Below are 23,686 nucleotides of genomic sequence, written 5' to 3'. Positions count from 1 at the left end.
CCTTACTGGTTTGCTAGCTGTGGATCGATGAACGCTAATAATGCACTCACACCTACATAAGATAGACCTAAGAAAATAGCTAATGTTACATAAGTAGAGATTCTTTGTGAACGTGGAGATACTGTAATTCCCCAGCTGATGCAGAATGTCCATAGTCCATTTGCAAAGTGGAAAATTGTTGAAACAACACCAACTAAGTAGAATGCAAACATAGCTGGATTGTTTAAAATATCTGCCATCATGTCATAGTTTACCTCTTTACCTAACGCTGCTTGAATACGAGTTTCCCAGACGTGCCAAGAAATGAAAATCAGTGTAACGATACCTGAAATTCTTTGGAAGACGAACATCCAGTTACGGAAATAACCGTAAGAAACCGCATTGTTCTTAGCTGTAAATGCAATATATAAACCATATATAGCATGGTACAGTATTGGTAAAAAGATAATGAAAATTTCTAGCGCATACCGGAATGGAAGGAGCTCCATAAAGCCTGCAGCTTTGTTAAAAGCCTCTGCTCCTCGTGTTGCAAAGTTGTTTACAATTAAATGTTGCGTCAAAAAGACACCAACCGGGATGACCCCCATTAATGAGTGCCACTTACGAAACGTATACTCGCGGCCTTTCATGTCCCCATTACCCCCCTTGAATGATTGACTGCTGTTTTCAGATTAGTTTATGGCAATAATGTTTTTTCACTATTGGCATAAGAAAAACTGAAAAAATTATTCGAAATATTTCAGCATAATTTGATACCAAGTTCATTTTACTCCTATTTTTGTCGAAGCGTCAAGAAAACGTATACATAATTTGCATATAATTTGCCAATTCTTTTTTTCTTCTTATATATTCAGATTTTCCCAAAGAAAAATCTGTTTTTATAAATGAGAAATGTTATATAATAATCCCTATAGAAAGAGGGGAATATTGTGAGTAAAAATACAATCGATACAACATCTTTAGAAGATGTTTCATTGAACGCCTTCGCTTACGAATTGCTACGTGAAGAATTACTACCTGATTTAATCGGTAACGATCTAGATGGTATTTTATACTGGTCCGGTAGAAACCTTGCAAGAAAATATCCACTAGACACAATTGAAGAAGTCATACAGTTCTTTGAAAAAGCTGGCTGGGGCACTTTAAGCATTATTGAACATAAGCGTCGTGAAATGCAGTTCCAACTTAAAGGCACACTCATCGCTGAACGTCAAAAACAAAAAAGACATTCTTCTTATCAATTAGAAGCTGGGTTCATCGCTGAACAAATTCAAAAGCAACGAAACGTCGTTGCAGAGTCCTACGAAGAAAAGAAAAAACGTTCAGACTCTATTACATTTCTCGTAAAATGGGATATAAAAGATCTCATTGAAGTGTAGCATTACCCACAGTCAACTAGACATATCAGTTTAGTTGACTTTTTGCATTTTCATTCATTTGAATTTATTTTAAATCTTCAGAAATTATACCAAAAAATAGAAGACGTTGTAAACTACAACGTCTTCTTATCCGCTAAATAACTATAAATCGTCTCTGCGACATTTTTCGGCATACCTGCTTCGACAAATTCCTCTATAGAAGCTTCTTTCATCTTCTTTAATGAACCAAAATGTTTTAACAATACCTTTTTCCGTTTATCACCGATTCCGGGGATATCATCCAGTGCTGATTGAATGACAGATTTCCCGTGTAATTGACGATGAAATGTAATCGCAAATCGATGCACTTCATCTTGAACACGCTGCAATAAATAAAATTCTTGGCTATTTCTCTCAAGCATCACAGGTTCAGGTGGATCTCCAATAATTAAATGAGATGTTTTATGTTTGTCATCTTTTACAAGACCTGCCATCGGAATATATAAACCGAGCTCATTTTCTAAAACATCACTTGCAGCCGCCAGATGGCCTTTTCCGCCATCAATAATGATTAAATCGGGTAAAGGTAAACCCTCTTTCAGCGCCCTTGTATAACGGCGTCTCACAACTTCTCTCATAGACTCATAATCATCTGGTCCTTGAACTGTTTTAATTTTATATTTCCTGTATTCTTTCTTAGCTGGTTTCCCATCAATAAAAGCAATCATTGCCGAAACAGGATTTGTCCCTTGAATATTTGAGTTATCAAACGCTTCAATACGATAAGGCGTTTCAATTCCGAGCTGCTTCCCTAAATTCTCTACAGCTTTAATCGTTCGCTCTTCATCACGTTCAATTAAATAGAATTTCTCTTCCAAGGCAATCTTCGCATTTTTATTTGCCAGTTCTACAAGATCTTTTTTCTTACCGCGTTTCGGCTGTGTCGCTTCTACTTCTAAAAAGCGTTCTACTAATTCTGAGTCTATACTTCCTGGAACGACAATTTCCTTCGGCTTAAAATGACTGCTGTTTTCATAAAATTGACCGATAAACGTTAAGAACCCCTCTTCTGGTTCATCGTAGATTGGAAACATAGAAACATCACGTTCGATTAGCTTTCCTTTTCGAACGAAGAAAACTTGAACACACATCCACCCTTTATCAACTGCATACCCAAACACATCACGGTCCACTAAATCACTCATAATCATCTTTTGCTTTTCCATAATCGCATCGATATGAGCAATTTGATCACGTAACTCTTTTGCACGTTCAAACTCTAGTTTCTCTGAAGCTTCATACATTTTTGTTTCTAATTCCGAACGAACTTCTTTATGTCCACCATTTAAAAACTTAATAATTTCATCTACAATTTCTTTATTTTGTTCTTCCGTAACTTCTTTCACACAAGGTGCTAAACATTGACCCATATGATAATATAAACAAACTTTATCGGGCATATTTGAGCACTTACGAAGCGGGTACATACGATCTAGCAGTTTTTTCGTTTCATGAGCTGATTGTGCATTCGGATAAGGACCAAAATACTTTCCCTTATCCTTTTTTACATTTCGCGTAATGAGTAATCGCGGCTGTTTCTCAGCTGTAATTTTAATAAAAGGATATGTTTTATCATCTTTTAATTGAATATTATATTTTGGATCATGTTTTTTTATTAAGTTTAACTCTAAAATGAGAGCCTCTAGATTTGAGGAGGTTACAATATATTCAAAATCTACAATTTCTCCTACTAACCGAAGTGTTTTCCCATCATGCGAACCAGTAAAGTACGAGCGCACACGATTTTTAAGCACTTTTGCCTTTCCGACATATATAACCGTTCCTTGCTTATCTTTCATTAAATAGCAACCAGGTTGATCTGGTAAAATAGCCAACTTCTCTTTTAAATGTTCGTGCACTCGTTACCCTCCATTTCTACATGCTTAGCATTTTTATTTTCACATGAAAACATACTATGCCAAAATACCCAACATACGTTCTTTCATTGTAACGGAAAGGTGTAAAAAAGGAAAATAAAAAAGGCTACCAAATGGTAGCCCTTTTATTTTAGAAGTGTTTAGAAACTAATTCTACTAACGCTTCTTTCGGTTTGTAACCTAACGCTTGATCAACTACTTTACCGTCTTTTAATACGAAAAGAGCTGGAATGCTCATTACTTCGAATTGACGAGCAGTTTCTTGATTTTCATCCACGTCTACTTTTACTACTTTTACTTTTTCGCCTAGTTCTGCATCAATTTCCTCTAATACAGGAGCGATCATTTTACAAGGTCCACACCAAGGTGCCCAGAAATCTAATAATACAACACCTTCGCTAGTTTCTGCTGCGAAGCTTTGGTCATTTGCGTTTACAATTGCCATTTTATTTCCTCCTTCAAGTATATTCTACCAAGAGTATATCATTAACTTATATACGTGGCGAATAATATGTATCGTTATGTATTGTAACAAAAAAGTGTTCCTTTATACTATATAAAAATACGGATTAAATACTAAAAAGATGAGAGACAGGGGATCTCTCACCTTTTTCTATATATAGGGGTACTTCACTTGGAACTCAAGGGTACTCAAATCATGAATGTACTTTTAACTTTTTAAACTCTTCTGTTAAAAGTGGTACGACTTCAAATAGATCGCCAACAATACCGTAGTCAGCTACTTTGAAGATACTTGCTTCTGGGTCTTTATTAATCGCAACGATTATTTTTGAGTTAGACATACCAGCTAAATGCTGAATCGCACCAGAAATACCGCATGCAATGTATAGGTCTGGTGTAACAACTTTACCAGTTTGACCAATTTGCAATGAGTAATCGCAATACTCAGCGTCACAAGCACCACGAGATGCTCCAACAGCGCCGCCTAATACGTCAGCTAACTCTTTTAATGGTTTGAATCCTTCTTCGCTCTTCACACCGCGTCCGCCAGCGATAATAACTTTTGCTTCAGAAAGATCAACGCCTTCTGCCGTCTTACGGACGACATCTTGAATGATTGTACGTAAGTCTTTCACATCTACTGTAATAGAAGACACGTCACCACTGCGAGACTCATCTTTTTCAAGCGTTGCGATGTTATTTGGACGCACTGTCGCAAATAAGATGCCGTCTGTTACAATCTTCTTCTCAAACGCTTTACCAGAGTAAATTGGACGAGTAAAGATAACATTTCCACCTTCAACTTCTAAAGCAGTTACGTCAGAAACTAGACCAGCTTCAAGCTTCGCTGCTAATTTTGGTGATAAATCTTTCCCAAGTGCTGTATGTCCAAATACAATACCTTCTGGATTTTCTTCAGCATATACAGCTAAAAATGCTTGTGCATAGCCATCAGATGTATATGATTTTAATTTATCATTTTCAACTGTCACAACGCGATCTGCACCGTAATGAATCAATTCATTTGCAAAAGAAGCAACGCTATCTCCAACTAGAAGACCTACTACTTCACCGCCTTCTGCAATTGTTTTTGCTGCTGCTACCGCTTCAAACGAAACGTTACGTAGCGATCCATCACGAACTTCACCCATTACTAATACTTTACGAGCCATAGATTTTCCCTCCTGCATATATAATTTCGTATTTTATTAGATTACTTTCGCTTCTGTATGGAGCAACGATACAAGTTCTTTTACTTGATCTTGCAGCTCGCCTTGTAACACTTTTCCTGCATCTTTCTTAGGAGGCAAATAGATTTCAATTGTTTTTGTCTTTGCTTCCACATCATCTTCTTCTAAATCTAAATCATCTAATTCTAATTCTTCTAGTGGCTTTTTCTTCGCTTTCATAATACCTGGAAGCGATGGATAACGGGGTTCATTTAAACCTTGCTGTGCTGTTACTAAAACTGGTAATGAAGTTTCAATCACTTCTGTATCACCTTCAACATCGCGCTCAATCTTCACGTTTGTACCGTCAATTTCAAGTTTTGTAATTGTCGTTACGTACGGAATATTTAATGCTTCAGCTACACGCGGACCAACTTGTCCAGATGCACCATCAATTGCAACGTTTCCGCCTAAAATTAAATCTGCATCTTTATCTTTTAAATATTCAGCAAGCACTTTTGCTGTTGTAAACTGGTCACCATTTTCTACATCATCTTCAATATTAATTAATACCGCTTTATCGCAGCCCATCGCTAACGCCGTACGAAGTTCTTTCTCACTATCTTCGCCACCAACTGTTACGACAGTAACTTCTCCACCTTGTGCGTCTCTTACTTGAATAGCTTCTTCAATTGCATATTCATCGTAAGGGTTGATGATGAATTCCGCTTCGCCATCGTAAATTGCACCGTTTTTAATTACGATTTTTTCTTCTGTATCAAATGTTCGTTTCATGAGTACGTAGATGTTCATTCCATTTACCCCCTTGTTTTTCAGAAAGATTCTATCAATTTTAATTTTCTGTTAATTTATATTAAAAAAATAATTGAACTACCTGCCGCTAAATGAAGGCTTACGCTTTTCTAAAAATGCTGCGACACCTTCTCTTCCATCTTCACTCGTAAATACTTCACCAAAGATTTGAGCTTCGCGTTGTACACCTTCATAATAATGAGACGATTTCGTTGTTTGCAATAACTCTAGTACAGCACGAGTCGTCGCTGGGCTTTTTCCAGCAATCTGTTTTGCAACTTTAAGCGTATCATCTAAAAATGTTTCTTCAGCAAAAACTCCGTTAACTAGTCCCCATTTTAATGCTTCTGCACCAGTAATCGGTGTACTTGTTAACATCATTTCACAAGCTTTCGCTTTCCCAACATAACGTGGTAATCGCTGTGTACCTGCAAATCCAGGAATTAATCCAAGTGTTAATTCAGGTAAACCAAGTTTTGCACTTTCAGTTGCAAAGCGCATGTGGCAAGACATAGCAAACTCAAGGCCGCCGCCAAGTGCCGCTCCATGAATTGCCGCGATAACTGGTTTTGAACATTTTTCAACGCGCTCAAACGTAACTTGTCCAAGCTGCGCTAATTCAGTCGCTTGCTTCGCTTCAGTAACAGATGTAAATTCTTTAATATCTGCTCCCGCCGAGAAGAAGCGCCCTTCACCGTGAATAACAACAACACGAATGTTATCATCCTTCTCCACTTGATCAATTAATTCAGTAACGTCATGCATAACTTGTGAAGACATCGCGTTAGCTGGCGCATGATTTAACGTAGCCACCGCGATATGATCTTCAACTCTTACAGATAGGAATTTCAACATGATCCCTCCCATTATTGACGATAACCACAAGCTGCAATAAGTAGCCCATGTACCGTTTTTGAAAGTGCGACCAGATCATACTTATGATCGCTCATTACCCAATTGGTCACAACTTCATCTACTGTTCCAAAGATCATTTGTCTTGCCACGCGAACATTTAAATCCGCTTGGAATTCACCTTGCTTTATACCTGTCTCTAAAATCTCATCAATAACTTGTAAGTAGCCTTTTAATACTTCATTTATTTTTAGGCGTAAGTCTTGATTGGACTGTCTTAGCTCTAATTGCGTAACGATAGCAAGAGGATCATTTTGCGACAACAGCAAGAAGTGCGTTTCTACCAACATGAATAACTTCGATACAGCGCTTTCAATTCCTGCTGTTTTTTGACGAATTGTTTCGACAAATTCTCCCATCTTCTCTTGGAATAAGGATATTAATATATCTTCTTTATTTTTAAAATATAAATAAATCGTACCATCAGCTACCCCAGCTTGCTTTGCTATTTTAGAAACTTGCGCTTGATGGTACCCATTCTCCGCAATCACAATGACTGCCGCATCAATAATTTGATTGTATTTCGGTCTATTTTTCTTCACTTTACTGTCCCCTTCAAGAAGATGACTGAATGAATAGTCATTCATATTCTTATAATACTGACTATTTAGAAAAGTGTCAATCCCATTTTTTCAAAAAGAAAGGGCCTTAGCCCGTTTGCTCATCCTCGTTCTTTCTTTTCTCTTCCTCAATTAGGACACGGCGCAAAATTTTTCCAACTGTCGTTTTCGGCAGTTCATCTCTAAACTCATATACTTTCGGAACTTTATAGGCCGCTAAATATTTACGAGCAAACTGATTTAATTCTTCCTCAGAACACTCCGTACCTTCTTTTAACACAACAAACGCTTTAACTGTCTCTCCCCTATACGGATCAGGAACTCCAATCGTCACTACTTCTTGCACTTTTTCATGCTCATATAATACTTCTTCTACTTCACGAGGATACACATTAAATCCACTCGCAACAATCATATCTTTCTTACGATCTTTCACATAGAAAAAGCCATCTTCATCCATGTAGCCAACGTCCCCTGTATGGAGCCATCCATCTTGCAGTACAGCTGCTGTGTCTTCTGGCTTATTCCAATATCCTTTCATAATTTGAGGGCCTTTTACTACAATTTCACCGATTTCTCCCGGTGGTAATGCCTCACCAGTTTCAAGCGACATAATCATTGCTTCTGTATCTGGCCACGGAACTCCAATGCTACCTGGCACTCGCTTTTCCCATAAAAAATTACTATGTGTAACTGGAGATGATTCTGTTAAACCATATCCCTCTACTAGTTTACCCCCTGTAACTGTTTCGAACTTTTCCTGTACTTCTACTGGTAGTGGTGCTGATCCACTAATACAAGCACGAATAGACGAAATATCGTATTCTTTTAAAAGCGGGCTATTTAAAAGAGCGATATAAATAGTTGGTGCTCCTGGAAACAATGTCACTTTATGCTTCTTAATCGCTTCAAAAACCATTTTCATATCAAATTTTGGAATAAGAACCATTTTGTATCCTTGCATAATACTTAAATTCATGACAGCCGTCATGCCATACACGTGGAAAAATGGAAGAACCCCAAGAACGACTTCTTCTCCTTCTTTGCAATTATATAACCATTGAACTCCCATCAAAGTGTTAGAAACGAGGTTTTTATGCGTTAACATAACGCCTTTCGGAAATCCAGTTGTTCCTCCTGTGTACTGTAAAAGAGCTAGATCATTTTCAGGATCACAAGGCACCTCAACACCTGTATTCACTTCTTTTTCTACTGAGTTCCAAAGGTGAATCGTTTCACTCTCTGATACTTTCACAACTAAATTCGACTGTTTTTTCTGCACAAATGGATACAATAGATTTTTAGGGAAGGGTAAAAAGTCCGCAATACGCGTTACGATAATATGCTCAACTTTTGTAGCAGATTGAACATTCGTTACTCTTGGAAATACTAAATCGAGGCAAAGAATGACTTTTGCTCCCGAATCATGAAGCTGATATTCTAATTCTCTTTCTGTATATAGTGGATTTGTTTGTACTACGATACCTCCTGCAAGTAATGTACCGTAATAACCAATTACAGCTTGCGGACAATTCGGCAACATAATAGCAACTCGATCACCCTTTTCCACACCGAGCTTTTGAAGATAATTTGCAAATCTCTTCACCTTATCATGAAAGTCTGAAAATGTAATATCCTTCCCTAAAAAGTGAAGCGCTTTCTTTTCTGGGTAGCGAGAAGCCATCTGTTCTACATATTTATGAAGCGGCTGAATATCATAAGAAATTGTACTTGGAATTTCCTCTGGATAATTTTTCAACCATGGTTTTTCCACCTTCATTCCCCCTTCAAATACATAAAAATAAATGAATGTTCATTCATGAGGTTGTTTTCATTATATTATAGTCACCATAACGTTACAATCATAGTATTCTGACTTTTATATAACTATGCTTCACTCCATTAACTTCTTATTATATGTACAAACTCTCCTAATCTATAAAAAAATAAGAGAGTTATTATTTAGCTTAATCTTATTATCGTTAACACAGCTCCTGGTGTAGTTGTTGATAATGTTGCAACAGCTAACAAACCAAATAGTTGCAAACTAATAGCATCTCCTGCTGCAAGAGTTGTAATAATTGTTGCGCTAAATGATGTAGTTGCTAACGCAGGAGAATTGATCGTTCCAGCAAGTGGTGCTCCATTAATTGTAATACGAGAACTGACTAATAATGAAGCCGTTATATTAATCGTATATGAAATATAATAATTCCCAGCATTTGCAACCGTAAATACTGTATTTCCCCCGGAAACCGTAATACCAGGACCGATATTTTGATTATTCGGAAGCGGGACATTCGTTCCACCGAGAAGTACCGATATCGCTGTTCCCGACGTATTATTTGCAAATGCATACGTCGCCGTGATACTTGTACCTGTAGCTCCGGTTGAACCCGTTGCTCCGGTTGAACCCGTCGTTCCTGTTGGACCTGTTGTTCCCGTTACTCCTGTTGGGCCTGTTGTTCCCGTCGCTCCCGTTGCTCCTGTTGGGCCTGTTGTTCCCGTTACTCCTGTTGGGCCTGTTGTTCCTGTTATTCCCGTTGCTCCTGTTGGACCTGTTGTTCCCGTTATTCCCGTCGCTCCTGTTGATCCTGTTGATCCTGTTGAACCCGTTATTCCCGTCGCTCCTGTTGGACCTGTTGTTCCTGTTGATCCCGTCGTTCCCGTTGGACCCGTTATCCCTGTCGCTCCCGTTGGACCTGTTATTCCTGTCGCTCCTGTCGCTCCTGTTGATCCTGTTGATCCTGTTGAACCCGTTATTCCCGTCGCTCCTGTTGGACCTGTTGTTCCTGTTGATCCCGTCGTTCCCGTTGGACCCGTTATCCCTGTCGCTCCCGTTGGACCTGTTATTCCTGTCGCTCCTGTTGATCCCGTTATTCCCGTTGATCCTGTTGATCCTGTTGAACCCGTTGCTCCTGTTGGACCTGTTATTCCCGTTGCTCCCGTTGGACCTGTTATTCCTGTCGCTCCTGTTGGGCCCGTTGTCCCCGTCGGACCTGTTTGACCTATCTTAGGGACTGTCCCATCACAGCTAAAACAACATGAATCAACATGTACACCATTTTGATTATTACAACTACAATATCCATTTATATTATTGTTCCATGAAGACATGTTGATCACGTCCTTTACATTCAATCTTTTAAGTACCAATCACCGAGTTAGAACACCTATCTAAATAACAAAGAAATACTTTACCTAGTGAGGATAAACACAGATTCATTCCATAGATTCTAGTAATTATTACATGCGATTCGCTCTCTTTTTGCTTGTACTTTCGCCCCATCTCCACTGATTATTAGTTGAATCACTCGGGCAATCAGTAAATAAAACACGCCTTGCTCTCATTGTGTTAGCAACACTACTTGCATCTGTAAATATCGCAGCTGTCGGTACGATTGCCTTTCTAGGTCTTGTTGCACCTCACTTAGCACGAATCGTCGTTGGTATGAATCATCAAAGATTATTCGTTTGCTCCGCACTATTTGGAGCAATCCTTCTTGCCATTGCTGACTTACTCGGACGAACAAGTGCATACCCGAAAGAAATCCCTTCTGGTCTTGTCGTTGCTGTACTTGGAGCACCTTATTTCTTATGGTTGATGAGGAAGAGCGAGACGAAGGTTGGTTAGTTAAAAAGAGGCTTCTTATATGAGAAGCCTCTTTTTGTATTCGTTCACTTAACTAAAGGAAACTATCTTTTTTTCACGAATGTAACCTATGAACATAACTAGGAGGGATAAATATGTACCAAACTATTGAAGGCTTCTTGCAATCATGGACATACGAGGCTGAGTCTACTCAAAAAATGCTCGATGCATTAACAGATGAATCTTTATCACAAGAAATTGCACCTGGGCACTGGACATTAGGCAGAGTTGCTTGGCATATCGTGACTGCAATTCCTGTTATGCTATCTGGCACAGGGCTTAAGTTTGAAGGAGAAACGAAGGATTATCCTGTACCAACTTCTGCAACAACAATTGCTGATCAATACCGTAAAGTGAATGCGGCCTTTGTTGAAGCACTTCAAAGCGAATGGACTGATAAAGATTTAGCAACTATTAATGACTTCTTTGGTCGTCCAATGCCGAATTCTATATTTTTAATGACACTTATTAATCATCAAAATCATCACCGCGGACAAATGACGGTTTTAATGAGGCAAGCTGGCTTAACAGTTCCTGGCGTATATGGTCCTGCAAAAGAAGAATGGGCTGCGGCTGGAATGGAAGCTCCTAAAATGTAACTACAGAAAAAGACAAGGTGATTTACACATCTTGTCTTTTTCTGTAACTTGTTTCATGTGAAACTATTTTTTACGTATTCTTATCATACAGCTATATCTTCCTTCTCTATATTTTTTATTCCGTAATATGCAATGGCAACTCCAATTGCTGCCAATGCTAGTTGAAGGGGAAGAAAAGTTGCCGTTGAAAACATTGGGGTGTTATTAATTGCAATTGATACAACGATAATTGATGAAACAATTGTAGTTGGCACGGAACGTTTACGCATTCCGAAATATAATGGGATTAAACTCATCCCCGCAGTTGCAATGGCTAACGGAATCAGTTTTATTCCTTCTTGCATCAATTGATCTACTGTGAATGAATGAGGAAGAATTGAAAAATAACTATCTATCCCAAAGAAAATTCCTACTACTAAAATGTTAGATACAATAACTGTTATAAATGTTACTATCGCTGTAATAGCCAACTTACTAGCCATCATTTTCTTTCGGTTAATAGGATAAGAAAACATGAGTAGTATTGTTTTATTTTTATATTCACCAATTATTAGCCTTGCGATTAATACACTACCAAAAATAATAAATGTTGCCCTTACTACTGCACTAGCCATTAACAAAATCATCTGCGGATCTCTTATTTCTGGATCTCCCTCTATTTGAGCAACGATGCTCGTAAAGATCATGAATGCCAGTATAACAAGATTTGCAATAATCGCTCCCCTCACATACCATCCAAGCTTAAACTTCTTTAGTTCTAGCTTCATTAAACGTAGCATGATAGTCCTCCTTTCTCCTAAGACTTAATCAATATAAATGACTCCTGTTTCACTTAAAATCTTCGCTTCATTTTTTGCATCACCAATCGTTCCTACTTTTATTTTTTCTGTATTTTTATCTTTCTTAAGTCCTTTTAAATCCACTATCACGTCAGCCGAATTACTTTTAGCCGTAAGCTTCAATGATGCCGGGACACCTTTATACCGTACGCCAATATCTCCTGATTTTGTTTCTACAAATAATGATTTTCCTTCTTTCATATCTTTCAGTAATACTTCACCGGATGTTGAATTGATGTTCATATTTTCGTTTTTTATATTTTTTACATAATTATCGCCAGTAATAGAAGTTATATTTACTTCTTGTAACGAACTATCTTTTAACATCAAATCCCCACTTTCGGATATGAACTCACCCTTCTCTGCCGATAGTCCTGTAATCATTCCATCTCCAGACTTGCCTTTTGTCACGATACTTTTTACTACTATATCGTTTATTTTCACATCACCCGATTTATTATTTACTACAATTTTGTCTATTTCTTTCTTCGGAATAGCTATACATATACTATTTTTCTTCCTAAACGTAAAACCATTAAAAAATTTGGTCACCTTTTGTTTTTGCTTAATCAAAATTTTATTTTCGTCATTTTCTATTTTGACGGGATCTATCTCTTTATCTACTTGTTGACCTTGAGCAGAAATTACTATTTTATTAGCGTCTGTACTTTTAAATTCAATATTCCAGTTTTCATTGTCTACTTCTATTTCTTTTATATTATTGATCTCAAAAGACTTTTCTTGCTTAAAATCTTTGCCCTGAAATACCTTAAAACCCAAAACCGCACTAGCAATTGTAATGAATAATATTGCAATTACTATTATTTTTTTCACCAGTCATACCTCAGTTCGTTTTTGTTTTAAGCTTTTTTCACGCTACATCAATTTTATCAATTTTACGATACGATAGATAACTAATAAAAATTCCTAATAAACAGAGTACAATTGGGATAAATATAAAATCATACATACTTACTTGACCGTTTCCAGGACCAACGTTACTGTTTATTAGCATCCCAATTATCACTGCAGAAGTAATAGTTGTCGGTGTCGATTTCTTTCTCATACCAAAAAATAAAGGAATTAAACTTATACCCGATATCATAAATGCACTTATAATAGTAGTTGGAACGGTAGCTATTATTTCCCCCATCGTAACAGGTGTTTCAAGTATTCCTATTATTGGATTCATACAGAATATGAGTAAACTAATAATGAATGTTGCGATTATCGTACTCACAAAGCAAAAACTAAAAACAATTGCTAATTTCGCTCTCATTAGCATTTTCCTTTGCAGTGGGTACATAAATAATAGCTGTATTGTTTTGTTCTTGTATTCATCAATCACTAAACGTGATAAAATAACCGATGCAAAAATAATAAATGTAATTCTAATAAAAATATTTGCTAAAGACATGTATTCCATATAGCTAGAGAACATCAAATCATCCTCTACTTTAGATCCCCATGCCATAAGACTTACCGCAGCAAAAATTGCTATAATACCAATCGCTACTCCTTTAAAATAACTAGATAATTTATGTTTTTTCCACTCGAGCTTCATTAATCTAAGCATACAAACCACTCCTCCATTCTTTATATAACTGTCTCTACACTGCTAACATTCTAATTCCAGCAGTAACTACGCTGAACATTCCTATCATTAGTAGAATTAACAACCATTTCCGCTCTGGTTTCCTATAATATAAAATCCCACTTATGAACATTACAATCAATCCACTTACTAGATTCACTAACAATCCATTAAGCATGAATGCCCTCTCCATCCATTACATTTAAGAAATATTCTTCTAAGGAACTATGTTTCTTATTAATACTTTCAATTTCTACATCGTTCATAATAAGTGCTTTTGAAATAGCTTGCTGCGTCGCCTTCAATTCATACACACGAATCATATTCCCGCTCATTATTTTGTAATTTTTTATACCGAGTTTATCTTCTAAAATATAAGCTGCACGCTTCACATCAGGAACAGTAATTTCAATGTACTCTGTTTGTTTTCCGTTAATACTCTTCATCGAAACTTCTTTTATTAGTTTTCCATTTTGAATTACACCGATTGTATCTGCCATTAGTTCCATCTCGCCTAAAATATGACTAGAGACTAATAACGTAATACCATATTCTTTGCAAAGCATTTTAAATAAGTCTCTTAATTCTTTAATACCAATTGGATCTAAACCGTTAATTGGCTCATCTAAAATGAGTAATTCTGGCTTCGTCATAATCGCCCTTGCAATACCAAGTCTTTGCTTCATCCCTAATGAAAAATCTTTTACTTTTTTATCATCTATACCGTGCAGTTTCACTAAATGTAAAGCATGATCAATTGCGTTTTTATCGTAATACCCCATATATTCACAATGTAATTCTAGGTTTTCCTTCGCCGTTAATTTATCATAAAAGATTGGATATTCAATAATTGTCCCCATGCGCTTTAACAATTCATAAGATGTATCCGTTAACTTCTCACCAAAAATTTCAATATCACCGCTCGTCGGTTTTATTAAATTTGTAATCATTTTCATAATCGTTGTTTTACCAGCACCATTCGGTCCTAAGAAACCGTATATCTCTCCTTTTTTCACATGCATGTTAACGCTAGAAATAACTTCTTTCCCTTTAAACACTTTCGTTAACTGATTCGTTTTTAATATATAGGTCATGTCACTTTCCCCTTTCGCACTACTTTATATTTTTATAATAGACAACGGAAATCTCTTTTTTCTTACCCGTTTCTTACAAATTCCTTACGCTGCAAAAAAGCTTGTAGAATCTCTTCTCTACAAGCTAAAACTGCATCTTCTTTAATGCAACTGTAAAAATTGTCTTTTCATACGGCTTACTAAAAAGATGTATTTCTCCGTCCATCGCTTCTACAAGCCTTTTTGTAATCGTTAAACCTAAACCGCTCCCTTGGTACAATCTATTTCTTGAATCTTCAAGTGTGTACATACGCTCGAACACTTTATCAATATGCGATTCATCAATTCCTTTTCCTGTATCCCATACGTCTATATACACATTCGTTTCATCATCTCTTAACGTCATACCAAGTGTCTTTCCATCGTCTCCATATGTAATCGCATTTGATATAAAATTGTTCAATACCCTACCTAATACTTCTACATTTCCAAGTGCATATATATTTCTTTCTGGTATATTAATATGAACTTGAAACCCTTTCGTCGTCACTAAATCATAAAAAGATAAAATTTTCTCACGGCAAACTTCATTCATATTTACTTTTGTCATCTCGATTGCCTTGTCACCAGATTCTAACTTTGCTAGATCAAAAAACTTATGAATTAGTTCCATCACTTCTAGTGTTTTCACATGCACCTTTTCAAGTAATATTTGTTGTTCTTCTTTACTCATCGTTTTATCCTTATTTAACATTTCTGTATATCCAAGAATAACTGTTAGCGGTGTTTTCAAGTCATGTGAAATATTTGAAAGCATTTTTCTCATCGAAATTTCTACTTTCGCATGATCTGCATTCGTTTTCTGTTTTGCATCTAATAATTGATTAATTGCCACTAATAATTTTTGTAATTCTAGATCATCTGTCATAACAAGTAACTTCTCGCCTGTTTTTTCATTTACAATACTTTCTAACTTTTCATATGTGTATCTTAAATTTTCACTACTATTTTTTCTCATTTTATATTGTATGTAAATGACACATAACAATATAAAAATAATACTTATTAACAAATTGACCATATTACATCACTTCCAACTTATAACCGATGCCCCATAACGTTTTAATGTATTCTGGATTAGATGGATCACTTTCGATTTTCTCACGCAATCTTCTCATATGAACATTAATAACGTTATCGTCACCGTAATACTCTTCGTTCCAAATTAGTGTATATATTTGTGCTTTTGTAAATACACGATTTTGATTCTTTACAAACAGTTTTAGAATCTCAAATTCTTTTAAAGTAAGTTTGAGAGGCTTCCCGTTTTTTTCCACAGTAAAATTAATTGGATCAATCGTTAAATCACCAATTTGAATCGTCTTTTCTGTTGTTTCTGTAGCCGAATATTTCGTAGACCTGCGAATACCTGCTTTTACACGCGCGGCTAATTCAATCATAGAAAATGGCTTACAAATGTAATCATCTGCTCCAAGTCCTAATCCAACAGCTTTATCAACATCTGTATCTTTTGCTGACATCATTAAAATCGGAACGGCACTTTTTTCACGAATAATACGTACAACCTCTAAGCCATCTAGCTTTGGCATCATAATGTCGAGGATAATCAAATCAAAGGAACCTTTTAAATATGTGTTTACCCCTTCTTCTCCGTCAGATGCGATTGTAACTTGAAAGCCTTCCTTCACTAAATACTTTTCCACCATCTCTTGAATTGAGAGATCATCTTCAACTAATAAAATATGATGTGACATATGTCTATCCCCTTTTTACAAACGTTAACAATTCAATTGTATCGTAACTACTACAGACTTGAAACAAATATATGAATTTTCAAACCAACTTCCCTTCCTTCCTTAACAATGATATGATGAAATTCACTACGATTGTTCATAATTAACTTTATATAAAGGAGACTTATCATGTCAGAAAACAAAAAAGTAAGCTTAGCTGATTTAATGCGCGAACAACTTGCAAAGAAAAAGCAAAGTAACGGTAATGGTCAAAATGCCAAAAACCAAAGCCAAGAAACAAAAAAATTACAAAACCAACAAACGAAAAAGACAAACAACCAACGTAGACGTACAGGTGTATAAATGAACGGACAAAAACGTTCTAATATCGCACCCGGCCTTGAAGTTGATATTGTATTAAAACAAGATCAACGCACCGGCAAATTAACACGTGGAATTGTAAAAGATATTTTAACGAACTCCCCTTCTCATCCCCATGGCATTAAAGTTCGATTGCAGGACGGGCAAGTCGGTAGAGTACAAAATATCGTTCAATAAGAAAAGGAGCTCAAGTAAACTCGAGCTCCTTTTTCTTTATTACCCTTTAATTTTCTCGATGAAAACTACTTTTAAATAGTCTCCTTCTTTAAATTGATCGATTGTACGGAAATCTTCTGGTAAAGAATGTTCTTCTAATATTTTATATTTGCCATTCATTTCTTTAAATGCTGTATCAATAAAGCCTTTAAACTTTTTCATATCGAATGCACTACAATTTGTAGAAGCAACGATAATACCGTTATTTTCTGTAATAGCAATTGTTTCTTTTAATAAATTTTTATAATCTTTTGCTGCACTAAATGTATATTTTTTCGAGCGCGCAAAGCTTGGGGGGTCTAATACAACCATATCGAACTTCATCTTTTTCTTCGCTGCATATTTAAAGTAAAGGAATACATCCTCTACGATAATATCTTGCGCTTCATAATCAACTTCATTTACACTAAACTGCTCAATTGTTTTACTTAAACTACGATTTGCAAGGTCGACACTCGTCGTTTTGCTTGCTCCGCCAAGCGCTGCAAATACAGAAAAAGCACCTGTATAAGAGAACATATTTAACACAGTTCTTCCCTTCGCATATTTATCACGAATTTGTTTTCGCACGTTACGTTGATCTAAAAATACCCCAACCATCGCTCCGTCATTTAAATAAACAGCGAAGTTCACACCGTTCTCTTTTACGATAAGCGGGAACTCACCGCGCTCTCCTGCTACGAAATCATCGCCTTCAATGTATTTCCCTTTCGTATCAAAACGCTTCTTCTCATAAATACCTTTAAAATTTGCTACTTTTTGAAGAGCTGCTATAATCTCATCTCTGAAAGTATAAATCCCTTCACTATACCAACTTACTACATAATAGCCGTCATAATAATCGATGATTAAGCCTCCAAGCCCATCACCTTCACCGTTTAGAACACGGAATGCTGTCGTATCACTTGATTTGTAAAATTGTTTTCGTTTATGTAAGGCAGATTTAATTTTACTTTCAAAGAAAGATTGATTAATTTGTTCACTCTCTTTTCTCGTTAAAATCCAGCCGTATCCTTTATTTTGTTTTCCATAATAACCTTTTCCGACAAAGTGGTTTTTCTCATCTACCACTTTAATGATTGTTCCTTCTTCCTGAACATCATTTAAATTTTGAATCGCATCTTTTAAAATAAGCGGATATCCACTTTTAATTTCTTTTATAAATTTCGGTTTTATTTTTACAGTTACTTCTGATCGCATATAAAAACTTCCTTTCCATTTGCATGCTTTCTCTATAGGAAGCACTTAAAAAACGAGACTGAAAAACAGCCTCGTTTCACTATACCATATTATTGCTTTGCTAGTACAACTAGCTCATCCCCTGGCATAACAGCTATATATTTATACAATGTTGAAAAAGTAAGACTACCATCTCTATGGCGAATAAATAATATTAAATCCTCTGAATCGATTTCTTCTTTATTAATCTTTTGTTCTTCTGCAACTTGTATCGTTTTAAACGTATAACCATCTTCAATTTTTCTATTTAATTCTTCATAAATTTCATTTTGACCAAACAGTAAATGAGCCTTTTTCGAAAGGGAAATGCGTTCTTGTTCAATCTTTTCCACATCATGGATTGGAAGTAAAAATGTATTATGATGTCCAAACTGCGGTACGTATGTATTTGCGACTAATACATTATAAGAATCCGTATCTGTAACTGCAATTAAGTATTCATACTGATTCATATCAACTTCAAATTGTAACTGTTCAGAGAGTACTTGACCATTATATGTATTAAGCCCTTTCACCTTTGCACATTGCAAATGCTCTTCTGATACATCTACAATTAAGCTCGGAACACCCATTTCTTTACAGTGCAATGCCAAAGCAGATGAGAATGTACTCGCACCTGAAATTAAAATTCCTGGTGGCTCCGTATTCGCCAATCCTAATCTTTTCGCTAAAAATCCAATTGAAAATCCATGAGCACAAACGGTCGTAATAACGAGTGCAAATGTAAGTGCCGTTAATATAGAAGCATCTTTATAACCTTCTTGTAATAACTCCGTCGCAAAGTAACTTGAAACCGTTAATGCAACAATACCTCGCGGCGCAATCCAGCCAACTAGCGCCCGTTCTGCTTTTGTTAACTCTGTGCCGATTGTCGATATCCAAATCGATAAAGGGCGTACAACAAATAGCATCATAAGTACGAAGCTTATAATAGGCCAGCTGAAAATCTCCATAATCGTTGTTCTTGGAAGGGATGCTGTTAATATGATAAAAACAGTCGACGTTAGTAGCACAGAAATATTTTCGTTAAAATGACGAATATCACCGATAGAAGAAATATATTTTTTCATCCGCGCAAGCGTAATCCCCATTACTGTCACAGCTAGCATACCTGTTTCATGCATCACTTCATCCGCAATGCCAAAACATAACAGTACCGTAACTAGCAAAATTGGGGCTTTTAAATATTCTGGTACTTTTCCCTTTAAAATCATATAGCTCATAAAAATACTAAATACATAACCGAGTACCATTGCAAATAATGAACCTGCAAAGAAGTACAGCAACGTATGTAATTGTACATTTTCTTTCGTTAAGAAATTTACAATTTGAAAGGCGAATACAGCAAGCAAAGCGCCAAATGGATCAACGATAATCCCTTCCCATTTTAAAATTGCAGCTGTTCTTGGTTTTAATCGCGCTTGGCGTAACAACGGAATAATTACCGTTGGACCTGTCACAATAAAAAGTCCTCCAATAATAAATGCAACCGCCCAATCTAATCCAGCGACGTAATGAGCTGCAAGCGAGCCAGCAATCCACGCGATAAACGCACCAAACGTAACGATACGAAATACTGGTTTTGATAGCCCCCTCAGTTCACGTATATCTAAACTTAAACTACCCTCAAACAATATAATCGCAACAGAGAGTGATACGAGTGGACTAAAAACATCCCCAAGCACCTCTTTGGGATTAATAATACCGAAAACCGGACCAATTAATAATCCAGCAACTGCCATAACAACAATCGCAGGAAGCTGGAAGCGCCATGCAGTCCATTGTGAAGCAATACCTAATGTAATAATAATAACGATACTAAGTAAAAGTGATTCAACCATAATGCCCTCCTTGTTCATAGTATTGCGACAGCAAAGTATAAACCATACTTTACTTCTATATATTTTCGATTGATTCTATTTACATAATATATAACCAAGTTAAATATATAGTCAACAGGAGGATATTATACTACATAAAGTGAAACTTTAATCAGCCCGCCCTCCACCTAACTTCTTCGCTTTCGCTAAATTTTGAGGTGGGGGTCTTACTGCCCAGCAAATAGCGGGATTAAAAATATTATCATAATTTAAGATTACCATTGACAATGATAATGATTTTCATTATCATTTAATGTATATGAATTCTCGAAAATAAAGGCTACAACTTATAGGAGGAATAAACATGATTATTGTTACAAATACAGCTAAAATTACAAAGGGAAATGGACATAAATTAATTGATCGTTTTAATAAAGTAGGTCAAGTCGAAACAATGCCAGGATTTTTAGGATTAGAAGTTCTTCTAACGCAAAATACAGTTGATTATGACGAGGTAACAATTAGCACGCGCTGGAATGCAAAAGAAGATTTCCAAGGTTGGACAAAGAGCCTAGCATTTAAAGCTGCTCACTCCCATCAAGGCGGAATGCCAGATTATATTCTTGATAATAAAATCTCTTACTATGATGTAAAAGTTGTACGTATGCCAATGGCTGCAGCACAGTAAACATATTTCTTTTTTAAAGTATAGAATAGGAGAAGCGTTACCACTTCTCCTATTCTATACTTTTTTACTGTCTTTTTACTAGTTTCGCATGTACGACTAACCTTCCTGCTTCCGGATCGAGTGCATAGTCACACGTCGAAAGTGTTACAATTTGATCACTTGCTGTTACTGTTGTATCCGTTTTATACAACGATTTTTCTTGAATTTTCTCCAAAAATGATGTGTATTCCGTATCACTGCTAAAATCCGTTTCAATGTAATAAAAATCAGTTGTTGTTGTATACACCGAGAACACTTCAAGATCATATCCTTCAAATAATGTATCGTAATATAATTTACGATGCGACATGAAGAAATCTTCATCTAACATTTTCTTTAAACTTCCAAACATAGAACCATCTTTCATACGATGACCATATAAAATAGTATTTCGATTTTGAGATTTCACATCATTGCGATAGTCCATAAAGATGCTTCCTGCTCTCATATCTTCACCTTTATAATTACGAAATAAATAGTAATCATTGTCTTTCGCTTGAACGATTGGATAATTAATTTGTGTATCATCCATCGTAACCCATCCAACTATTTCTTGGTTAATTTGCTGCAGAGCTTTGAACTGTTTACGCACTTCCCCGTCTTGTGATTGCTCTTCCATCGGACTTTTTTCATAAATATTTTGTGCTTCGGCCATTACTTTACGATTTTCATAGTAATCCATGAAAATATCACCTAATTCATATACTGAATAGAAAAAGGTACCTAAAAAAACAACTGTAAGTATTCGTTGAAAAAAAGAATTCTTCTTCCGTTCTTTTTTACTACTCAAATTATCACCTCAAAACGGATTGTTCGCATATTTAAATACCCATTGGGACCATATACAATCCTGTATCTTCATCTTGCTTTACAACGACATCTACACCGTATATCGCCTTTATCATACTTTCTGTCACAACGTCATCCGGCTTACCTTTCGTAACAATCTCGCCATCTTTCATAACGATGATGTGATCACTATAGCGAATCGCCTGATTAATATCGTGTAATACCATGACGATCGTCAATCCATGTACTTCATTTAACTCTTTTACTAACTCTAATATTTCAAGTTGATAATAAATATCTAAATAGGTTGTCGGTTCATCTAAAAAGAGCATTGGTGTTTCCTGAGCTAACGTCATGGCAATCCAAACACGTTGTCTTTCTCCACCAGATAAAGCATGAATCTCTTTATCACGTTTACTTAGCAAATTCGTATATGCTAAAGCCCTTTCGATCGCTTCTCTATCTTCATCGGTTTGCGAGGAAAAAATATTTTTATGAGGCATACGACCAAAACTTGTTAATTTCTCTACCGTCATATCTGCTGGTGCTTCATTTTGTTGATGGACAACGGCTAACTTTCTAGCAAACTCTTTCGGTTTATATTGGCTAATTGCTTTCCCATCTAGTATGACCTCTCCGCTACGAGGATCATGATTTCTTGACATCACGCCAAGTAATGTCGATTTCCCGCAACCATTTGGACCAATAATTGTTGTAACTTTACCAATTTCTATTTCACTACTAACCGACTTTAATCGATCCGTTACATTATCATACGAAAAGGTTACATTTTTAATTTCCATGAACTTTATCACTCTTTCTAAGCAAGAATATTAAGAATGGTCCACCAATGACTGCCATAATTGTTGCTGCTGGAATTTCATTAGGTGGCACAATTAACCTTCCAATCGTATCCGCCGTCAAAATTAATAACGCTCCTGCAAGTGCAGAAAATGGAATCAACACTTTATGGTCTGAACCAACTAGTTGTCTCGAAATATGCGGAACAAGTAATCCAACAAAAGCAATGACTCCTGCAATCGCTGTTGATACTGCCGCTAAAAGTACTGCAATAGCAGAAATAATAAGACGAACTCTCGTCACGTGCAAACCTAAGTTTTTCGCAGTCTTATCTTGTAGCGATAATAAATTACACCAAGCTCCTACAAACAGTGCAAGAATAAGACCAATTGTTCCATACGTAACCATTATTTCTACATCGCTCCACGTCTTCATCGTTATATTAGAAGTCGTCGTTTGCTTAATACTCTTAATGAAATATCCACAAATCGTAATGAAAGATTCATTTAATCCAGTAAACATCGCATTAATAGCTATACCAACTAAAATAATACGAAGTGGACTTAACCCTGACTTCCATGAAAAGGCATAAACGAGATAACACGCAAACGCACCACCTAAAAAGGCGAATACTGGTGTCCAGAAAAAGAATTGCGGGAATAACGTTATAATAACAAGTGTCATAAAACTTGCTCCTGAAGATATCCCAATTACCCCAGCATCGGCAAGTGGATTTTTCATTACAGCTTGAAAAAGCACACCTGAAACAGCAAGAGCCGCTCCAGTGAATAACGCAATAATAATACGCGGAAAACGTAAATCTTTAATGACCTCAACATCTTCATTTCCACCTGTAAATATCCCTTGTACAAGTTCAACAATACCTACTTCTAAACTCCCTTTCATCGCTGACAATGATGTCATAACGATAAGTAATGCAGTAACAATGAGAAAACTCCAAGTTTTTTTATTCATTTCACTCTTCCTTTAT

General features: G+C 36.2%; 26 protein-coding genes and 1 pseudogene. 6 read left to right on the top strand and 21 right to left on the bottom strand.

Translation table 11 applies throughout. From position 1 onward, the window contains the following. Positions 1 to 2 precede the first annotated feature (2 nt). The gene (gene sdhC / locus QCI73_RS05020) at positions 3 to 629 is read right to left on the bottom strand and encodes a succinate dehydrogenase cytochrome B558 (RefSeq protein ID WP_000678352.1); all 627 of its coding nucleotides are present in this window, start codon (positions 627 to 629) and stop codon (positions 3 to 5) included. Between the two features lie 300 nt (positions 630 to 929). Between sdhC and QCI73_RS05015 the strand changes: the two genes are divergently transcribed. Next, a complete protein-coding gene (locus QCI73_RS05015) occupies positions 930 to 1,379 on the top strand; it encodes a YslB family protein (RefSeq protein WP_000042220.1) in 450 nt (149 codons plus the stop codon). Positions 1,380 to 1,492: 113 nt separating this feature from the next. Here the strand turns inward: QCI73_RS05015 and uvrC are convergent, their stop codons facing one another. The 8 genes from uvrC to QCI73_RS04975 form a co-directional block, all read right to left on the bottom strand. After that, positions 1,493 to 3,277 carry an excinuclease ABC subunit C gene (gene uvrC, locus QCI73_RS05010; protein ID WP_327922421.1) on the bottom strand — a complete coding sequence of 595 codons (1,785 nt, stop codon included), beginning with the start codon at positions 3,275 to 3,277 and terminating at the stop codon, positions 1,493 to 1,495. A gap of 148 nt (positions 3,278 to 3,425) precedes the next feature. Then, positions 3,426 to 3,740 (bottom strand): thioredoxin, encoded by a 315-nt coding sequence (trxA, locus tag QCI73_RS05005; protein ID WP_001018943.1) that lies wholly within the window; start codon positions 3,738 to 3,740, stop codon positions 3,426 to 3,428. Positions 3,741 to 3,951: 211 nt separating this feature from the next. After that, entirely contained in the window at positions 3,952 to 4,929 is a 978-nt protein-coding gene (gene etfA / locus QCI73_RS05000; RefSeq protein WP_000101965.1) for an electron transfer flavoprotein subunit alpha, read from the bottom strand. A 36-nt stretch (positions 4,930 to 4,965) separates the two neighbouring features. Then, positions 4,966 to 5,739: an electron transfer flavoprotein subunit beta gene (gene etfB / locus QCI73_RS04995; RefSeq protein ID WP_001029030.1), complete on the bottom strand. Its 774-nt coding sequence runs from the start codon at positions 5,737 to 5,739 to the stop codon at positions 4,966 to 4,968. Positions 5,740 to 5,817: 78 nt separating this feature from the next. Further along, on the bottom strand, positions 5,818 to 6,594 hold the full coding sequence (locus QCI73_RS04990) for an enoyl-CoA hydratase (RefSeq protein ID WP_000911295.1): 777 nt from the start codon (positions 6,592 to 6,594) through the stop codon (positions 5,818 to 5,820). 11 nt (positions 6,595 to 6,605) lie between these two features. Continuing rightward, complete coding sequence (locus tag QCI73_RS04985; protein ID WP_000742222.1) at positions 6,606 to 7,193, bottom strand: fatty acid metabolism transcriptional regulator FadR; 588 nt, start codon at positions 7,191 to 7,193, stop codon at positions 6,606 to 6,608. Positions 7,194 to 7,299: 106 nt separating this feature from the next. After that, positions 7,300 to 8,985, bottom strand: coding sequence for a long-chain-fatty-acid--CoA ligase (locus QCI73_RS04980; RefSeq protein ID WP_327922420.1), 1,686 nt, complete (start codon positions 8,983 to 8,985; stop codon positions 7,300 to 7,302). A 188-nt stretch (positions 8,986 to 9,173) separates the two neighbouring features. Continuing rightward, positions 9,174 to 10,328 (bottom strand): BclA C-terminal domain-containing protein, encoded by a 1,155-nt coding sequence (locus QCI73_RS04975; RefSeq protein ID WP_353822600.1) that lies wholly within the window; start codon positions 10,326 to 10,328, stop codon positions 9,174 to 9,176. A gap of 184 nt (positions 10,329 to 10,512) precedes the next feature. Here QCI73_RS04975 and QCI73_RS04970 point away from each other — a divergent pair. Further along, positions 10,513 to 10,845, top strand: a pseudogene (locus QCI73_RS04970) (FecCD family ABC transporter permease); the annotation flags it as partial. Positions 10,846 to 10,958: 113 nt separating this feature from the next. Beyond that, the gene (locus QCI73_RS04965) at positions 10,959 to 11,462 is read left to right on the top strand and encodes a DinB family protein (RefSeq protein WP_327922418.1); all 504 of its coding nucleotides are present in this window, start codon (positions 10,959 to 10,961) and stop codon (positions 11,460 to 11,462) included. Positions 11,463 to 11,545: 83 nt separating this feature from the next. Here the strand turns inward: QCI73_RS04965 and QCI73_RS04960 are convergent, their stop codons facing one another. The 7 genes from QCI73_RS04960 to QCI73_RS04930 form a co-directional block, all read right to left on the bottom strand. Next, positions 11,546 to 12,241 carry an ABC transporter permease gene (locus QCI73_RS04960; protein WP_353822599.1) on the bottom strand — a complete coding sequence of 232 codons (696 nt, stop codon included), beginning with the start codon at positions 12,239 to 12,241 and terminating at the stop codon, positions 11,546 to 11,548. A gap of 24 nt (positions 12,242 to 12,265) precedes the next feature. Further along, on the bottom strand, positions 12,266 to 13,135 hold the full coding sequence (locus QCI73_RS04955) for a DUF4097 domain-containing protein (protein WP_262724972.1): 870 nt from the start codon (positions 13,133 to 13,135) through the stop codon (positions 12,266 to 12,268). 37 nt (positions 13,136 to 13,172) lie between these two features. Beyond that, positions 13,173 to 13,877, bottom strand: a complete 705-nt coding sequence (locus QCI73_RS04950) for an ABC transporter permease (protein ID WP_262724971.1) — start codon at positions 13,875 to 13,877, stop codon at positions 13,173 to 13,175. A 34-nt stretch (positions 13,878 to 13,911) separates the two neighbouring features. Further along, complete coding sequence (locus QCI73_RS04945) at positions 13,912 to 14,073, bottom strand: hypothetical protein (RefSeq protein WP_353822598.1); 162 nt, start codon at positions 14,071 to 14,073, stop codon at positions 13,912 to 13,914. Further along, complete coding sequence (locus QCI73_RS04940; RefSeq protein ID WP_016086047.1) at positions 14,066 to 14,989, bottom strand: ABC transporter ATP-binding protein; 924 nt, start codon at positions 14,987 to 14,989, stop codon at positions 14,066 to 14,068. The genes QCI73_RS04945 and QCI73_RS04940 overlap by 8 nt, the downstream gene beginning before the upstream one ends. Positions 14,990 to 15,113: 124 nt before the next feature. Next, positions 15,114 to 16,049 (bottom strand): HAMP domain-containing histidine kinase, encoded by a 936-nt coding sequence (locus QCI73_RS04935; protein WP_327922417.1) that lies wholly within the window; start codon positions 16,047 to 16,049, stop codon positions 15,114 to 15,116. Position 16,050: 1 nt separating this feature from the next. Next, the gene (locus QCI73_RS04930) at positions 16,051 to 16,743 is read right to left on the bottom strand and encodes a response regulator transcription factor (RefSeq protein ID WP_000018065.1); all 693 of its coding nucleotides are present in this window, start codon (positions 16,741 to 16,743) and stop codon (positions 16,051 to 16,053) included. A 168-nt stretch (positions 16,744 to 16,911) separates the two neighbouring features. Here QCI73_RS04930 and QCI73_RS04925 point away from each other — a divergent pair, with 168 nt between their 5' ends. Both QCI73_RS04925 and QCI73_RS04920 read left to right on the top strand, forming a co-directional pair. Further along, complete coding sequence (locus QCI73_RS04925; protein WP_353822597.1) at positions 16,912 to 17,085, top strand: hypothetical protein; 174 nt, start codon at positions 16,912 to 16,914, stop codon at positions 17,083 to 17,085. After that, positions 17,086 to 17,280 carry a YwbE family protein gene (locus QCI73_RS04920; RefSeq protein WP_001014310.1) on the top strand — a complete coding sequence of 65 codons (195 nt, stop codon included), beginning with the start codon at positions 17,086 to 17,088 and terminating at the stop codon, positions 17,278 to 17,280. It abuts the gene before it with no gap. A gap of 39 nt (positions 17,281 to 17,319) precedes the next feature. On the opposite strand, the gene QCI73_RS04915 is transcribed toward QCI73_RS04920, so the two are convergent. Both QCI73_RS04915 and QCI73_RS04910 read right to left on the bottom strand, forming a co-directional pair. Further along, the gene (locus QCI73_RS04915) at positions 17,320 to 18,519 is read right to left on the bottom strand and encodes a class I SAM-dependent rRNA methyltransferase (RefSeq protein ID WP_098224757.1); all 1,200 of its coding nucleotides are present in this window, start codon (positions 18,517 to 18,519) and stop codon (positions 17,320 to 17,322) included. A gap of 89 nt (positions 18,520 to 18,608) precedes the next feature. Beyond that, positions 18,609 to 20,399: a cation:proton antiporter gene (locus QCI73_RS04910; protein WP_000230343.1), complete on the bottom strand. Its 1,791-nt coding sequence runs from the start codon at positions 20,397 to 20,399 to the stop codon at positions 18,609 to 18,611. A 343-nt stretch (positions 20,400 to 20,742) separates the two neighbouring features. Between QCI73_RS04910 and isdG the strand changes: the two genes are divergently transcribed. Beyond that, positions 20,743 to 21,066, top strand: coding sequence for a heme oxygenase (gene isdG, locus QCI73_RS04905; protein ID WP_353822596.1), 324 nt, complete (start codon positions 20,743 to 20,745; stop codon positions 21,064 to 21,066). Positions 21,067 to 21,130: 64 nt separating this feature from the next. Here isdG and srtB read toward each other — a convergent pair whose 3' ends face one another. Genes srtB through QCI73_RS04890 form a run of 3 tightly spaced genes read right to left on the bottom strand, consistent with a single transcriptional unit; the run spans position 21,131 to position 23,670 of the window. Further along, entirely contained in the window at positions 21,131 to 21,895 is a 765-nt protein-coding gene (gene srtB, locus QCI73_RS04900; protein WP_070806923.1) for a class B sortase, read from the bottom strand. A 31-nt stretch (positions 21,896 to 21,926) separates the two neighbouring features. Next, a complete protein-coding gene (locus tag QCI73_RS04895; protein ID WP_262724966.1) occupies positions 21,927 to 22,697 on the bottom strand; it encodes an ABC transporter ATP-binding protein in 771 nt (256 codons plus the stop codon). Next, positions 22,687 to 23,670, bottom strand: coding sequence for a FecCD family ABC transporter permease (locus tag QCI73_RS04890; RefSeq protein WP_327922416.1), 984 nt, complete (start codon positions 23,668 to 23,670; stop codon positions 22,687 to 22,689). The genes QCI73_RS04895 and QCI73_RS04890 overlap by 11 nt, the downstream gene beginning before the upstream one ends. Positions 23,671 to 23,686 lie beyond the last annotated feature (16 nt).

The organism is Bacillus cereus group sp. MG16 (assembly GCF_040459875.1).
Taxonomy (GTDB): domain Bacteria; phylum Bacillota; class Bacilli; order Bacillales; family Bacillaceae_G; genus Bacillus_A; species Bacillus_A paranthracis.
This window is presented reverse-complemented; position numbering and strand designations above follow the sequence as displayed.

Coding starts and splice junctions, on each gene's coding strand:
- sdhC (WP_000678352.1), bottom strand. CDS start 629: ATGAAAGGCCGCGAGTATACGTTTCGTAAGTGGCACTCATTAATGGGG.
- trxA (WP_001018943.1), bottom strand. CDS start 3,740: ATGGCAATTGTAAACGCAAATGACCAAAGCTTCGCAGCAGAAACTAGC.
- etfA (WP_000101965.1), bottom strand. CDS start 4,929: ATGGCTCGTAAAGTATTAGTAATGGGTGAAGTTCGTGATGGATCGCTA.
- etfB (WP_001029030.1), bottom strand. CDS start 5,739: ATGAACATCTACGTACTCATGAAACGAACATTTGATACAGAAGAAAAA.
- QCI73_RS04990 (WP_000911295.1), bottom strand. CDS start 6,594: ATGTTGAAATTCCTATCTGTAAGAGTTGAAGATCATATCGCGGTGGCT.
- QCI73_RS04975 (WP_353822600.1), bottom strand. CDS start 10,328: ATGTCTTCATGGAACAATAATATAAATGGATATTGTAGTTGTAATAAT.
- QCI73_RS04965 (WP_327922418.1), top strand. CDS start 10,959: ATGTACCAAACTATTGAAGGCTTCTTGCAATCATGGACATACGAGGCT.
- QCI73_RS04960 (WP_353822599.1), bottom strand. CDS start 12,241: ATGCTACGTTTAATGAAGCTAGAACTAAAGAAGTTTAAGCTTGGATGG.
- QCI73_RS04950 (WP_262724971.1), bottom strand. CDS start 13,877: ATGCTTAGATTAATGAAGCTCGAGTGGAAAAAACATAAATTATCTAGT.
- QCI73_RS04945 (WP_353822598.1), bottom strand. CDS start 14,073: ATGCTTAATGGATTGTTAGTGAATCTAGTAAGTGGATTGATTGTAATG.
- QCI73_RS04940 (WP_016086047.1), bottom strand. CDS start 14,989: ATGACCTATATATTAAAAACGAATCAGTTAACGAAAGTGTTTAAAGGG.
- QCI73_RS04935 (WP_327922417.1), bottom strand. CDS start 16,049: ATGGTCAATTTGTTAATAAGTATTATTTTTATATTGTTATGTGTCATT.
- QCI73_RS04930 (WP_000018065.1), bottom strand. CDS start 16,743: ATGTCACATCATATTTTATTAGTTGAAGATGATCTCTCAATTCAAGAG.
- QCI73_RS04925 (WP_353822597.1), top strand. CDS start 16,912: ATGTCAGAAAACAAAAAAGTAAGCTTAGCTGATTTAATGCGCGAACAA.
- QCI73_RS04920 (WP_001014310.1), top strand. CDS start 17,086: ATGAACGGACAAAAACGTTCTAATATCGCACCCGGCCTTGAAGTTGAT.
- QCI73_RS04915 (WP_098224757.1), bottom strand. CDS start 18,519: ATGCGATCAGAAGTAACTGTAAAAATAAAACCGAAATTTATAAAAGAA.
- QCI73_RS04910 (WP_000230343.1), bottom strand. CDS start 20,399: ATGGTTGAATCACTTTTACTTAGTATCGTTATTATTATTACATTAGGT.
- isdG (WP_353822596.1), top strand. CDS start 20,743: ATGATTATTGTTACAAATACAGCTAAAATTACAAAGGGAAATGGACAT.
- QCI73_RS04895 (WP_262724966.1), bottom strand. CDS start 22,697: ATGGAAATTAAAAATGTAACCTTTTCGTATGATAATGTAACGGATCGA.
- QCI73_RS04890 (WP_327922416.1), bottom strand. CDS start 23,670: ATGAATAAAAAAACTTGGAGTTTTCTCATTGTTACTGCATTACTTATC.